The organism is Aminobacter sp. Y103A (genome assembly GCF_030294925.1).
GTDB classification, from domain to species: domain Bacteria; phylum Pseudomonadota; class Alphaproteobacteria; order Rhizobiales; family Rhizobiaceae; genus Aminobacter; species Aminobacter ciceronei.
In genome coordinates this window covers 487092-499089 of sequence record NZ_AP017986.1, presented here as the reverse complement: position 1 = coordinate 499089, position 11998 = coordinate 487092, and the positions used below count along the sequence as shown (strand labels likewise).

Genomic DNA, 11998 nt, shown 5'->3' with positions numbered 1-11998 from the left:
GCACATTCTTAAACGGTGCGGCAGCCCGGAGAGGGGGATGAGGCTGCCGCAGGGTCCGGATAGGCGGGGGACGGGCCTGAGACCGGACTTCGGCAAAAACTGCCGATGCCCTACATTTGTTCCTTTGAACGTGGCGATTCAAGGGCACGAAGATTACACTTTTGTAACATGCGCGTGATCGGACCGCAGCCCTGCTCAGCCCTTGCCGCGCGCGCGACGGTACTGTTCGACAGGCATTCCGCCGACGCCCCAATCCTCCAAATCGACTTCATTTATTACCACGAACGTCGTCGTCGGATCCTTGTCGAGAACGTCGACGAGAAGATCGGTTGTGCCCTTGATCAAGGCGGCTTTCTGCTCCGGCGTCACGCCTTCACGGGTAATCTTGATATTGACGTAGGGCATTCTTCTGCTCCCGTTCCCGGCGGCTCACTAGGACTGCAGGTCGAAGTGAAAAACCTTTGACATGATCTGCCAGCTGCCATCGAGCTTCACCAGCGTCAGGAAGTCGGTGAAATGCTTGCGCCCGATGGCGCAGTTGAGCTTGGCGAAGGCCGTCACCGGACCGGCGAACTCGATCGACACGATGCGATCGGTGCGCACCTCCGACCGGGTCGCCGGCGACGGCCGCTTGTCGACGATGGGGAAATACTCGTCCATGGTCAGCCGCAGCAACTCGCCTTCCGTCGCGCAGGCGTAGATCGCCTGTGGGTGGAAAATCCTCGTCAGCCGCTTGGTGTCGCTGAAATAGAGCCCGTCGAAATAATCCGTGAGCGCATCGGCGACTTCGGCATAGGCCGCGGCGTGGTCGGCGGCGGTCATGCCAGGCCCTCGGCGGCCATCGCGGCAACGACGGACGGGCGCTGATGCACGCGCTCGACGAAGGCCGACAGGCGTGGCCAGCGTGCAAGGCCGATCCCTGTTGGGCCGGTCCATCTGGCGACGACAAACAGATAGGCATCGGCAACCGAGAAATGGTCGCCGAGCAGGTAGGCACGGCCATCGGCGAACTGCCTTTCCATATGGTCGAGGCGATTGCCGACATTCGCTTCCGCCGCGTCCTTGGCTTCGCCGGTGGCTCCGTGAAACAGCGGCCCGAATGCCTTGTGCAGTTCGGATGCGATGAAGTTCAGCTGCTCCTGCAGCCTCGCACGGGCAAGCGTGCCCGGCTCCGGCGCCAGGCGCCGCGCGCCGTTGCTGTCGGCGAGATACTGGACAATCGCTGCGCACTCGGTCAGCACCTCGCCATCGCCGAGCCGAAGCGCCGGCACATAGCCCTTGGGGTTGATGGCGCGGAAATCCGCCCCAGTTTCGGTCGTCTTGGTCTCGACGTCGACACGCTCGACGTCGAACTGCCCGCCCAGTTCGTGCAGCACGATGTGCGGTGAAAGCGAGCAGAATCCGGGTGTGTAATAGAGCTTCAAGTGAGGTTTCCTTGCGCCTGAAACGTTAAGGTCATGTTTGCAGCCGAAGGGCTAACAGATAAAAGTTACCTCTGGAAACCAGGTAACTTGAGGTGATCTCTATTTTCGGGTATCCAGGCGGTAACGGCAGTTTCGCCGCAGTAACCCGACGATTCCTGAGGTGCTCGAGCCATGGCGCTGAAACTTCGCAGAAACCGCGCTCCCGAGCCGCCCGAGGCCTGTCCGCTCAGCGAATGCATGTCGCTGCTCGGCGGCGCCTGGACACCCAACATCATCTGGTACCTCAGCGCCGGCCCGCGCCGCTTCGGCGAGCTGCGCCACGACATCCCAGCTATTTCGGCAAAGGTGCTGACCGGACGGCTGCGTGATCTCGAGGCGAAAGGCGTTTTGTGGCGCCGCGTGATGCCGACGTCGCCGCCGTCGGTGGAATACGGGCTGACCGACCTCGGCACCGAGTTCCAGCCGGCGATCGCGGCCATCGTCGCGATCGGGCACAAGATCAAGCAGCGCCAGGCCGCCCATGGCCAGTCCGACGACATGGCGATGCCAGCCTCCTGACATGGACACGGTCTGGGCTGGCGGCCAATGTCAGTTGCCGAGGCCGCGCCCCTTTGCACAAGGATGCTGGCCGCCTAGTCTTGGGCAAATCAGCCAATCCAACTCCGGAATGAACAGTCCATGCCCGTGCATGTCCGAGCCGCCCTGCCTCAAGACGCCAGCGCCATGGCCCGAATCCTGAACGAAATCATCGACATCGGCGGAACCACGGCGCATCGCGAGAAGTTCGATGACCAGCGCATCATCGACTACTTCATCTCGCCGAAACTCGGAATCAGCTGCTTCGTGGCGCTGGAGGGCGAGCAGGTGCTGGGGTTCCAGTCGCTCGACTGGTCCGACCCAGACTGGCCGGGCGATCGGCTGCCCCCCGACTGGGGCGTCATTGCAACCTTCGTCGATCCGCACGCGCACAAGCGGGGCGCCGGAAGGCGCGTTGTTCGCCAACACGGTGGAAGCTGCGAAAAATGCGGGTGTCAGCTTCATCGACGCAACCATCCGCAAGGAAAACACCGGCGGCCAGGCTTATTACGGAGGCATTGGCTTTACCGACTATAGCGAGAGCGCCGAGACCGTCTCAAAGCGTTTTGCGCCGCAATAAGAGGCGCCAAGATCGCCCTCCGGCGCTTGAATGTTGCCGGTCGCAGCGCGTCAGCCGCCACCTTGTCGGTGTCGACGTGACGACCCGCAACAGATGGTGTCAACGACTTGTCAGTAGACGGCGGCAAAGCCCGCTTGACCATGGACAGCCGCGCTGTGCCAAGCTACCCGTATCGCCATGAAAAAAGGCGATCATCTCTTCCTAGTCGACGGCTCCGGCTACATCTTCCGCGCCTATCACGCGCTGCCGCCGCTGACCCGTAAGTCAGACGGCCTGCCGGTCGGCGCGGTGTCCGGTTTCTGCAACATGTTGTGGAAGCTGATGCTCGACGCGCGCAACACCGAAGCCGGCGTGGTGCCGACCCATTTCGCCGTCATCTTCGACTATTCGTCCAAGACCTTCCGCAACGAGCTCTATCCTGAATACAAGGCCAACCGCTCGGCGCCGCCAGAAGACCTGATCCCGCAATTCGGCCTGATCCGCCAGGCGACAAAAGCTTTCGACCTGCCCTGCATCGAGATGGAGGGATTCGAGGCCGACGACCTGATCGCAACCTACGCCAGGCTCGCCTGCGAGGCAGGCGGCGACACCACCATCGTCTCGTCCGACAAGGACCTGATGCAGCTCGTCGGTCCCAGCGTGTCGATGTACGACCCAATGAAGGATCGGCAGATCAACATTCCCGAGGTCATCGAGAAGTGGGGCGTGCCACCGGAGAAGATGATCGACCTGCAGGCGCTGACCGGCGACTCGGTCGACAACGTGCCGGGCGTTCCCGGCATCGGCCCAAAGACGGCAGCACAATTGCTCGAACAGTTCGGCGACCTCGACACGCTTCTCGCCCGCGCCTCCGAGATCAAGCAAGACAAGCGCCGCCAGTCGATCATCGACAACACCGAAAAGGCGCGCATTTCGCGCGAGCTGGTGCGGCTCAAGATCGATGTGCCGGTGACCGACGGGCTCGAAGATTTCGTGCTGCAGCCGCCCAACGGGCCGAAGCTGATCGGCTTCCTCAAGACGATGGAATTCACGTCGCTGACGCGCCGCGTCGCCGAGGCCACGGGCACCGAGGCGGGCGAGATCGAGGCCGTGCCGGTATCAGTGCAATGGGGCGCCGACGCGCATGGACCGGACGTCGGAGCGGGCGCAACACCTGCAGCGGCACCCGCCGCAGGTCCCGCCGCGCGTGCGAACGGCGGCAGCATCTCTGCCGCAGTGCCCCCGTCCGCCCCTGCCGACGGCGGCACCGCGCTCGACACGCCTACCGACCTCGCCAACAAGATCGCTGCAGCCGCAGTCTCGGAAAAATTCGACCACGCCGCCTATGTCACGATCCGTGACCTCGCGACACTGAAGGCCTGGGTGGCCGAAGCGACCGAGGCCGGCGTCATGGCATTCGACACCGAGACCAGCTCGCTCGATCCGATGCAGGCCGAGCTCGTCGGCATTTCTTTCGCCACCGCACCGGGACGCGCCGCCTATGTGCCGCTCGCCCATAAGAGCGGACGCGGCGACCTGCTCGGCGGTGGCCTGGTCGAGAACCAGATTCCGGTGCGCGACGCCCTAGCCACTCTCAAGCCGCTACTCGAAGACCGTTCGGTGCTGAAGATCGCGCAGAACCTGAAATACGACCTGGTGGTGATGAACCGCCACGGCGTCGACATCAGTCCGTTCGACGACACGATGCTGTTGTCCTACGTGCTCGACGGCGGCACCAATGGCGGCCACGGCATGGACCCGCTGTCGGAAAAATGGCTCGGCCACACGCCGATCGCCTTCAAGGACATCGCCGGCTCGGGAAAGAACTTCGTCGGCTTCGACCAGGTCGACATCGACAAGGCGACCGCCTATGCCGCCGAGGATGCCGACGTGACACTGCGCTTGTGGCGCGTGCTGAAGCCACGCCTCGCCGCCAAGGGGCTGACCTCGGTCTACGAGCGGCTGGAGCGCCCGCTGGTGCCGGTGTTGGCCGAGATGGAGCAGCGCGGCATCTCGGTCGACAGGCAGATCCTGTCGCGGCTGTCGGGCGAGCTCGCCCAGGGTGCCGCGCGGCTTGAAGACGAGATCAACACGCTTGCCGGCGAGCGCTTCAACATCGGATCGCCCAAGCAGCTCGGCGACATCCTGTTCGGCCGCATGGGCCTGCCCGGCGGCACCAAGACCAAGACCGGCCAGTGGTCGACCTCGGCGCAGGTGCTCGAGGATCTCGCCGCCGAAGGCCACGAGCTGCCGCGCAAGATCGTTGATTGGCGCCAGCTGACCAAGCTGAAATCGACCTATACCGACGCCCTGCCCGGTTTCATCAACCCCGAGACCAAACGCGTCCACACCTCCTACGCGCTGGCCGCCACCACCACCGGCCGGCTGTCGTCGTCGGATCCTAACCTGCAGAACATTCCGATCCGCACCGCCGAAGGCCGCAAGATCCGCACCGCCTTCATCGCCGACAAGGGCAACAAGCTGATCTCGGCCGACTACAGCCAGATCGAGCTGCGCGTGCTAGCCCATGTCGCCGACATTGCCCAGCTCAAGCAGGCTTTCGCCGACGGCGTCGACATCCATGCCATGACGGCATCCGAAATGTTCTCGGTGCCGGTCGAGGGCATGCCGTCGGAAGTGCGCCGCCGCGCCAAGGCAATCAACTTCGGCATCATCTACGGCATCTCGGCCTTCGGCCTCGCCAATCAGCTGTCGATCCCGCGCGAGGAAGCGTCCGACTACATCAAGAAGTATTTCGAGCGCTTCCCCGGCATCCGCGCCTATATGGACGAGACCAAGGCGTTCTGCCGTGACAACGGCTATGTCGAGACCATCTTCGGCCGCCGCATCCACTATCCCGAAATCCGCTCTTCGAACCCGTCGGTACGCGCCTTCAATGAACGCGCCTCGATCAACGCCCGCCTGCAAGGCACCGCAGCCGACATCATCCGCCGGGCGATGATCCGCATGGACGACGCACTGATCGCGGCCAAGCTGTCGGCGCGCATGCTGCTCCAGGTACACGATGAACTGATCTTCGAAACTGTCGAGAATGAGGTCGCAGCGACGATCCCTGTAGTTCGGCACGTGATGGAGAACGCGGCCATGCCGGCCGCGTCGATGTCGGTGCCGCTGCATGTCGACGCCAACGCCGCCGACAGCTGGGACGAAGCGCACTGAGATGGAGTTCGCGGCGGCATCTGACCTGCCGACGCTGCTTTCCTTTTCCCTGACCTCTGTCATCATCGAGCTGACACCGGGGCCAAACATGACCTATCTGGCACTGGTGTCGGCTGGCGAAGGCCGCCGCGCCGGCTTCGCCACGGTGGCCGGCATCGCGCTCGGTCTCGCCACCATCGGCGTGGTCGCGGCACTTGGCGTCACCGAATTGATCCAGTCATCGCACCTGCTCTACGAGGGCCTGCGCTGGGCCGGCGTATTGTTCCTGCTCTTTCTCGCCTATGAAGGCTGGCGCGGTCCGGGCGACGTGGTATCCGAAGGCAACGATGCCGACCGGCGCTATTTCACCCGCGGGCTGGTAACCAACCTTCTGAACCCGAAGGCGGCGGTGTTCTATGTCGCTGTGCTGCCGACCTTCATCATCGCCGACAAGCCGGTGCTGTCGCAGACGCTCACGCTGACCGCCATCTATGTCGCGGTCGCGACCATCATCCATGCATTGATCGTGGCACTGGCAGGGACGCTCGAGCCCTTGCTCAACAACCCACGGATTGAGAAGGTCGCGCGAAAGTTCCTGTCGGCGCTGCTGGCGGCCGTGGCCGTCTGGTTCGCGTTTGCGACGGCACGCTAAGCTGGTTCAGGCGGCGATCGCAGCACATTTGGCGCAAGTGCCGCGGAACTCGATTACTGCCTTCTTGGCGACGAAGCCGGTCGATCCAACCCAGTGATCGAGCTGCTTGCCGATCGTCTCGTCCGAGATCTCGGTCACCTGGCCACAGGTGTCGCAGATGGCAAAGGCCGTCATGCGGTGGTTGTGATGGCTGTGGTCGTGCGGCTCGGAACAGGCGACGAAGGCATTCAGGCTTTCGAGGCGATGGACGAACCCGTCCTTCATCAGCGCTTCAAGGGCGCGATAGACCTGCAGCGGCGCGCGAAAACCCTCGTCGCGCAACTGGTCGAGCAGCGTGTAGGCGCTGAGCGGTCCGGTCGCCACTTCGAGTTTCTCCAGAACCTTCTGCTGGTTCTTCGTCAGCGTAACCCGCGCCGCCATCTTTCCGCTTTCACCTTCCTCGGCCGGGCCGATGCCCGGACGGAACAATCCACCGCCTAAGATGGCGACTGGACACGGGTTTTGCTAGCGCGTCCGGCCGGCAAAGACAATCTGCCCCAAAAGCAAACGGCGGGAACGCCCGCCGCCTGCATGTTTCGAACCTTCAGAGCACCAGCTTATTTCTTCTGCCGCGCCGGCCCTTCGCGCTCGGACGAGCGGGCCCACAGGTTGATGTCGGCCTCGCGGGCATAGGTGTCGATCTCGGCCAGTTCCGCATCGGTGAAGATTGCGTTCTTCAGCGCGCCGACACAATCCTCGACCTGCTCAGGACGGCTGGCGCCGATCAGTGCCGAAGTGACGCGGCCGCCACGCAGCACCCAGGCCAGCGCCATCTGCGCCAGCGTCTGGCCGCGGCGTTCGGCAATACCGTTCAGCGCACGGATGTTGGCGAGGTTCTTGTCGTTGAGGAAGGCCGGGCGCAGCGACTTGCCCTGCGATGCGCGGCTGCCTTCCGGCACGCCGCCGAGATATTTGCCGGTCAGCATGCCCTGTGCCAGCGGCGAGAACACGATCGAACCGATGCCCAACCCGTCGAGCGCGTCGAGCAGGCCGTCATCCTCGACCCAGCGGTTGATCAGCGAATAGCTCGGCTGGTGGATCAGGCAGGGCGTACCGAGCTGGCGCAGGATGTCGGCCGCCTCACGGGTGCGCTGGGCATTGTATGAGGAGATGCCGGCATAAAGCGCCTTGCCGGAGCGCACGGCATGGTCGAGCGCACCCATCGTCTCTTCGAGCGGGGTGTCCGGGTCGAAGCGGTGCGAATAGAAGATGTCGACATAGTCGAGACCCATGCGCTTCAGGCTCTGGTCGAGACTCGCCAACACATATTTGCGGCTGCCCCACTCGCCGTAGGGACCGGGCCACATGTCGTAACCGGCCTTGGTCGAAATGATCATCTCGTCGCGGAGACCGGCAAAGTCGGTGCGCAGGATGTCGCCGAAGGCGGTCTCGGCCGAGCCGGGCGGCGGGCCATAATTGTTGGCAAGGTCGAAGTGGGTGATGCCGAGGTCGAAAGCCTTCTGGCAGATGGCGCGCTTGGTGTTGTGCGGCGTGTCCTCGCCGAAATTGTGCCACAGGCCGAGCGAGATCGCCGGCAGTTTGAGCCCCGATTTGCCGCAGCGATTGTAGACCATGTTTTCGTAACGGTTCGCAGCCGGCTGCCAGGTCATGATGCTGTCCTCGAATGGAAAGGGGAATCGGCCGATAGGCCGTTCCCCTGTCTTAGCCTATTTCGACGGAGCCAGCAGCCCCCTTGCAGCAGCCGGGCCGAGCGGCTCCGGGCGCTCGCAGGTCGTCTGCATCTCGACGAACTTCTTCGTCTCGCCCGACTTCAGTATACCGGTCATGATATCGATGACGTGGTTGGCGAGTTCCAGCGAACAGCGATGGGGCCTGCCCTGCATGATTGCCAGCGCCATGTCGGCGAGACCCGCCGTGCGGTAATTGGCCATCATGCCGTGCGGATGCTTCTCGTTGGCAACCGAGAAGGGGTGGTCCCATTTCGGCAGCGTCTTCACAGGCTTTTCGCCCCTGGTGTAGCTGAGATCACCGCCGAAGAAATTGGGGTCCGGCATGTGGATGGTGCCCTGCTCGCCATAAAGCTCCATCGGCGCGTGGCCGCTGTTCCAGACATCCCAGCTGGCATTGAAGGTAAAGACAGCGCCGTTCTCGAACTCCATCAGCGCAAGGATCGTCGTCGGTGTCGTCACCGGAATCTTCTCGCCAGCGCGTGGCTTCGACAAGATGGTTCGCTCCTTCGCCGGGATCGACGACAGTGCAGCCACGCGGGCAACCGGCCCGATCAACTGGACCAGATTGGCGATGTAATACGGTCCGAGATCGAGGATCGGCCCGCCGCCCGGCTGGAAGAAGAAGTCGGGGTTGGGGTGCCAATGCTCCATGCCATGGCTCATCACGTGGCAGGTGCCCGAGGTGATCCTGCCGAGCTTGCCGGTGTCGATCAAGTGCCGCGCCAGTTGATGTGAGCCGCCGAGGAAGGTGTCGGGCGCCGAGCCGATGCGCACGCCCTTCTTGTCGGCGCGCTTCTTGAGGTCGAGCCCGTCCTTGATGGCCAGCACGAATGGCTTTTCCGAATAGACGTGCTTGCCAGCTTCGATTGCCTGCCTCGACACCTCGTAGTGCACCGCCGGAATGGTCAGATTGACGACGATGTCGATGTCGTCAGATGCCAAAAGCCCTTCGACCGTCTCGGCGCGCAGCTTGAATTCCTTCGCCCGTGCCTTGGCCGCATCCATGTTGATGTCGGCGCAGGCACGCATCTCGATGCCTTTGAATTCAGGCGCATGCTTGAAGTAGGTCTTCGAGATGTTACCGCAGCCGATCACCCCGACGCCGAGTTTCCTTGCCATATGCTGTTCCCCCTAGAAGGTCTTGGCGGCTGCGATCGAGCGGCTTGCGAAGCGCTCGAAATCGGCCGGGTTGTCGTGTTCCATGACAAAATACTTCGCCGGCGTGTTCTTGCGCAAAGCCGTCACCAGCCCCGCCCAGTCGACCGTGCCGTGTCCGACGTCGGACCAGCCGTCCTCATCCGTCGCCAAGCCTTGAGGCGCGATGTCCTTGACGTGGACAGCCAGGATGCGCGGGCCGAACTCCTCGATCCAGTGCAGCGGGTCGGATCCGCCGCGGATCACCCAGGCGACGTCCATTTCCCAGCCGACCTCAGGGGCGGCCTCCAGGATCACGCGTTGTGGCACCACGCCGCCAACCGGCACGAACTCGAAGTCATGGTTATGCCAGGCAAAGTCGAAACCTGCTTCTTTGGCCTTTGCGCCAATGGCAGCAAGACGCCTGCCGAATGCCCGCCAGCCATCCGCGTCGGTAGGCCGTTCCGCCGGCTCGAGCCACGGGCAGGCGATCAGCTTCATGCCGAGCGTCCTGGCGATGCCTGCCGCCTTGGCGAAATCCTGCTCCAGAAGGTCGATGCCGAAATGGCCGCTCGGCATGGCCAGACCGTTCTTGTCGAGCTCGGCGCGGAACGCCGCGGGCTCTTCGTAGACGGCGCCAAAGCCCTCGACTTGGGCGTAACCGAGGGCGCCGAGCGTCTTGAGCACATTCTGCCAGGGTTGAAAGTTGCGGGCGCTGTAGAGTTGGAATGACCAGTCCATGGTTCTGTCCGTTTGTTTGGGAGGGGATTTCACATGCGGCTGCCGCTCTGGCCGTCGAACAGCGAGGCGCGCGCTGGATCGAAGCCGATGCGCAGCTGATCGCCCGACGCCAGATGGCGTTCGGCCTCGACGCGGAAGGCGAAACTCTGGCCGCCAAGCTTCGTCCAGACCAGCGTGTCCGAACCCATCGGTTCGACCAGCTCGACCCTGGCGTCCACTTGAAAGGGCATGGCAGCAGCGGCATCGCCCGTGGCAATGTGCTCCGGCCGCACGCCGAACACCGCCTTGCCGGGCTTAGCCGCGTCGCCAAAACCGTAGCGGCCGAGCGGTATCTTTGTGTCTGTCGCGACGAATGTCGGCGCATCGCCCTCAACCTCGCCGTCGAGAAAGTTCATGCCGGGCGAGCCGAGGAAGCCGGCGACGAAGCGATTGACCGGTTTGTTGTAGATCACCTGCGGCGCGTCGAGCTGCTGGATCACGCCGCCCTTCATGACGGCGATGCGGTCGGCCAGCGTCATCGCCTCGATCTGGTCGTGGGTGACGTAGATCATGGTGTTGGCGAGTTTCTGGTGCAGCCGCTTGATTTCGACGCGCAGCTCCGAGCGCAGTTTGGCGTCGAGATTGGACAGTGGCTCATCGAACAGGAACACGTCGACATCACGTACCAGCGCCCGGCCGATCGCCACGCGCTGGCGCTGCCCGCCCGACAGCGCCGCCGGCTTGCGCTGGAGCAGCGGCTCGATCTGCAGGATCTCGGCTGCGCGGGCGATACGCCTTGCGATCTCGTCCTTCGCCATGCCTGCCGTCTTCAGGCCGAAGGACAGGTTTCCCTCCACCGTCATCTGCGGATAGAGCGCATAGGACTGGAACACCATGCCGATGCCGCGATCCTTGGGCTCCTCCCAGGTGACGTTCTTGCCCTTGATGAAGATCTGCCCTTCGGACACGTCGAGCAGGCCGGCTATGCAGTTGAGCAGCGTGGACTTGCCGCAGCCGGAGGGACCGAGCAACACCAGGAACTCGCCCTCGGGCACGTCGAGGTTTAGCTCCTTGAGCACATCATAGGCGCCGAAGCTGAGCGAAACGTCCCTGACCTGGACACTCGTCATCGCCTCACCCCTTCACCGCGCCGGCGGCGATGCCGCGGACGAAAAGCTTGCCTGAAATGAAGTAGATGACGAGCGGGACCAGTCCGGTCAGAAGGGTGGCTGCCATGTTGACGTTGTACTCCTTCACGCCCTGTACGGCGTTGACGATGTTGTTGAGCTGGACCGTCATCGGATAGGTGTCGGGCTTGGTGTAGACGACGCCGAACAGGAAATCGTTCCAGATGCCGGTGACCTGCAGGATGATCGCCACGACGAAGATCGGCAACGACATCGGCAGCATGATCCTGAGATAGATCGTCCAGAAGCCGGCACCGTCGACACGAGCCGCCTTGAACAGCTCCTCCGGCAGCGAGGCGAAATAGTTGCGGAACAACAGCGTCAGGATCGGCATGCCGAAGATGGTGTGCACCAGCACCAGGCCCCACAGCGAGCCATAGAGGCCGATCTCGCGCAGCACGATGACTACAGGATAGAGCATCACTTGGTAGGGAATGAAGGCGCCGACGACGAGCACGGTGAAAAACACCTCGGCGCCTTTGAAGCGCCAGTTGGCCAGCGCGTAGCCATTGATCGAGGCGATTGATATCGACAGGAACACCGACGGCACGGTGATCATCACCGAGTTCCAGAAGCCGCGCGACAGCCCGTCGCAATTGAGGCCGGTGCAGGCCGTCGACCATGCCTTGATCCATGGCTCGAAGGTGATCTCGACCGGCGGCGAGAAGATGTTGCCGAGCCGGATTTCGGGCATGCCCTTCAGCGACGTCACCACCATCACATAGAGCGGCAGCAGGTAGTAGACGGCGACAAGCGCCAGCGTGCCGTAGATGAAGACGTTGCGGCGGGAGAAGCGGCGGCGCGGCCTGGGGCCATGCGGCCCCGACAGCGCCCTTGCGCGGGCGGGCATGGCGCTT

Annotated in this window: 13 protein-coding genes; 4 read left to right on the top strand and 9 right to left on the bottom strand. The window is 63.3% G+C overall.

Annotated features, from left to right (window positions below; all coding sequences use genetic code 11):
- Positions 1-195: 195 nt before the first annotated feature.
- The 3 genes from Amn_RS02325 to gstA are packed head-to-tail and all read right to left on the bottom strand — an operon-like array spanning position 196 to position 1424.
- Entirely contained in the window at positions 196-405 is a 210-nt protein-coding gene (locus Amn_RS02325) for a tautomerase family protein (protein ID WP_154384551.1), read from the bottom strand.
- Positions 406-432: 27 nt separating this feature from the next.
- Entirely contained in the window at positions 433-822 is a 390-nt protein-coding gene (locus Amn_RS02320) for a nuclear transport factor 2 family protein (protein ID WP_286294450.1), read from the bottom strand.
- Positions 819-1424 carry a glutathione transferase GstA gene (gene gstA, locus Amn_RS02315; RefSeq protein WP_286294449.1) on the bottom strand — a complete coding sequence of 202 codons (606 nt, stop codon included), beginning with the start codon at positions 1422-1424 and terminating at the stop codon, positions 819-821. Before gstA ends, Amn_RS02320 begins: the two co-directional genes overlap by 4 nt.
- Positions 1425-1595: 171 nt before the next feature.
- Between gstA and Amn_RS02310 the strand changes: the two genes are divergently transcribed.
- The 4 genes from Amn_RS02310 to Amn_RS02295 all read left to right on the top strand — a co-directional run bounded on the left by Amn_RS02310 (position 1596) and on the right by Amn_RS02295 (position 6370).
- Entirely contained in the window at positions 1596-1982 is a 387-nt protein-coding gene (locus Amn_RS02310) for a winged helix-turn-helix transcriptional regulator (RefSeq protein WP_154384549.1), read from the top strand.
- Positions 1983-2102: 120 nt separating this feature from the next.
- A complete protein-coding gene (locus tag Amn_RS02305; protein ID WP_286294447.1) occupies positions 2103-2537 on the top strand; it encodes a GNAT family N-acetyltransferase in 435 nt (144 codons plus the stop codon).
- Positions 2538-2757: 220 nt separating this feature from the next.
- Entirely contained in the window at positions 2758-5739 is a 2982-nt protein-coding gene (polA, locus tag Amn_RS02300; protein WP_286294446.1) for a DNA polymerase I, read from the top strand.
- 1 nt (position 5740) lies between these two features.
- Positions 5741-6370 (top strand): LysE family translocator, encoded by a 630-nt coding sequence (locus Amn_RS02295; RefSeq protein WP_154384723.1) that lies wholly within the window; start codon positions 5741-5743, stop codon positions 6368-6370.
- 6 nt (positions 6371-6376) lie between these two features.
- Here Amn_RS02295 and Amn_RS02290 read toward each other — a convergent pair whose 3' ends face one another.
- The 6 genes from Amn_RS02290 to Amn_RS02265 all read right to left on the bottom strand — a co-directional run bounded on the left by Amn_RS02290 (position 6377) and on the right by Amn_RS02265 (position 11991).
- Complete coding sequence (locus Amn_RS02290) at positions 6377-6790, bottom strand: Fur family transcriptional regulator (RefSeq protein WP_115733516.1); 414 nt, start codon at positions 6788-6790, stop codon at positions 6377-6379.
- 176 nt (positions 6791-6966) lie between these two features.
- Positions 6967-8019 carry an L-glyceraldehyde 3-phosphate reductase gene (gene mgrA / locus Amn_RS02285; RefSeq protein ID WP_154384546.1) on the bottom strand — a complete coding sequence of 351 codons (1053 nt, stop codon included), beginning with the start codon at positions 8017-8019 and terminating at the stop codon, positions 6967-6969.
- A 57-nt stretch (positions 8020-8076) separates the two neighbouring features.
- Positions 8077-9219, bottom strand: coding sequence for a Gfo/Idh/MocA family protein (locus Amn_RS02280; protein WP_154384545.1), 1143 nt, complete (start codon positions 9217-9219; stop codon positions 8077-8079).
- Positions 9220-9231: 12 nt separating this feature from the next.
- Positions 9232-9975, bottom strand: a complete 744-nt coding sequence (locus Amn_RS02275; RefSeq protein ID WP_154384544.1) for a sugar phosphate isomerase/epimerase family protein — start codon at positions 9973-9975, stop codon at positions 9232-9234.
- A 29-nt stretch (positions 9976-10004) separates the two neighbouring features.
- The gene (locus Amn_RS02270; RefSeq protein ID WP_154384543.1) at positions 10005-11084 is read right to left on the bottom strand and encodes an ABC transporter ATP-binding protein; all 1080 of its coding nucleotides are present in this window, start codon (positions 11082-11084) and stop codon (positions 10005-10007) included.
- A 4-nt stretch (positions 11085-11088) separates the two neighbouring features.
- A complete protein-coding gene (locus tag Amn_RS02265; RefSeq protein WP_154384722.1) occupies positions 11089-11991 on the bottom strand; it encodes a carbohydrate ABC transporter permease in 903 nt (300 codons plus the stop codon).
- Between the last annotated feature and the right edge of the window lie 7 nt (positions 11992-11998).

Excerpts from the sequence above, each read along its gene's own strand:
- Amn_RS02275 (WP_154384544.1), bottom strand. The coding sequence starts at position 9,975 with ATGGACTGGTCATTCCAACTCTACAGCGCCCGCAACTTTCAACCCTGG.
- Amn_RS02295 (WP_154384723.1), top strand. The coding sequence starts at position 5,741 with ATGGAGTTCGCGGCGGCATCTGACCTGCCGACGCTGCTTTCCTTTTCC.
- Amn_RS02310 (WP_154384549.1), top strand. The coding sequence starts at position 1,596 with ATGGCGCTGAAACTTCGCAGAAACCGCGCTCCCGAGCCGCCCGAGGCC.
- Amn_RS02305 (WP_286294447.1), top strand. The coding sequence starts at position 2,103 with ATGCCCGTGCATGTCCGAGCCGCCCTGCCTCAAGACGCCAGCGCCATG.
- Amn_RS02290 (WP_115733516.1), bottom strand. The coding sequence starts at position 6,790 with ATGGCGGCGCGGGTTACGCTGACGAAGAACCAGCAGAAGGTTCTGGAG.
- Amn_RS02270 (WP_154384543.1), bottom strand. The coding sequence starts at position 11,084 with ATGACGAGTGTCCAGGTCAGGGACGTTTCGCTCAGCTTCGGCGCCTAT.
- Amn_RS02280 (WP_154384545.1), bottom strand. The coding sequence starts at position 9,219 with ATGGCAAGGAAACTCGGCGTCGGGGTGATCGGCTGCGGTAACATCTCG.
- Amn_RS02325 (WP_154384551.1), bottom strand. The coding sequence starts at position 405 with ATGCCCTACGTCAATATCAAGATTACCCGTGAAGGCGTGACGCCGGAG.
- Amn_RS02265 (WP_154384722.1), bottom strand. The coding sequence starts at position 11,991 with ATGCCCGCCCGCGCAAGGGCGCTGTCGGGGCCGCATGGCCCCAGGCCG.
- mgrA (WP_154384546.1), bottom strand. The coding sequence starts at position 8,019 with ATGACCTGGCAGCCGGCTGCGAACCGTTACGAAAACATGGTCTACAAT.
- Amn_RS02320 (WP_286294450.1), bottom strand. The coding sequence starts at position 822 with ATGACCGCCGCCGACCACGCCGCGGCCTATGCCGAAGTCGCCGATGCG.
- polA (WP_286294446.1), top strand. The coding sequence starts at position 2,758 with ATGAAAAAAGGCGATCATCTCTTCCTAGTCGACGGCTCCGGCTACATC.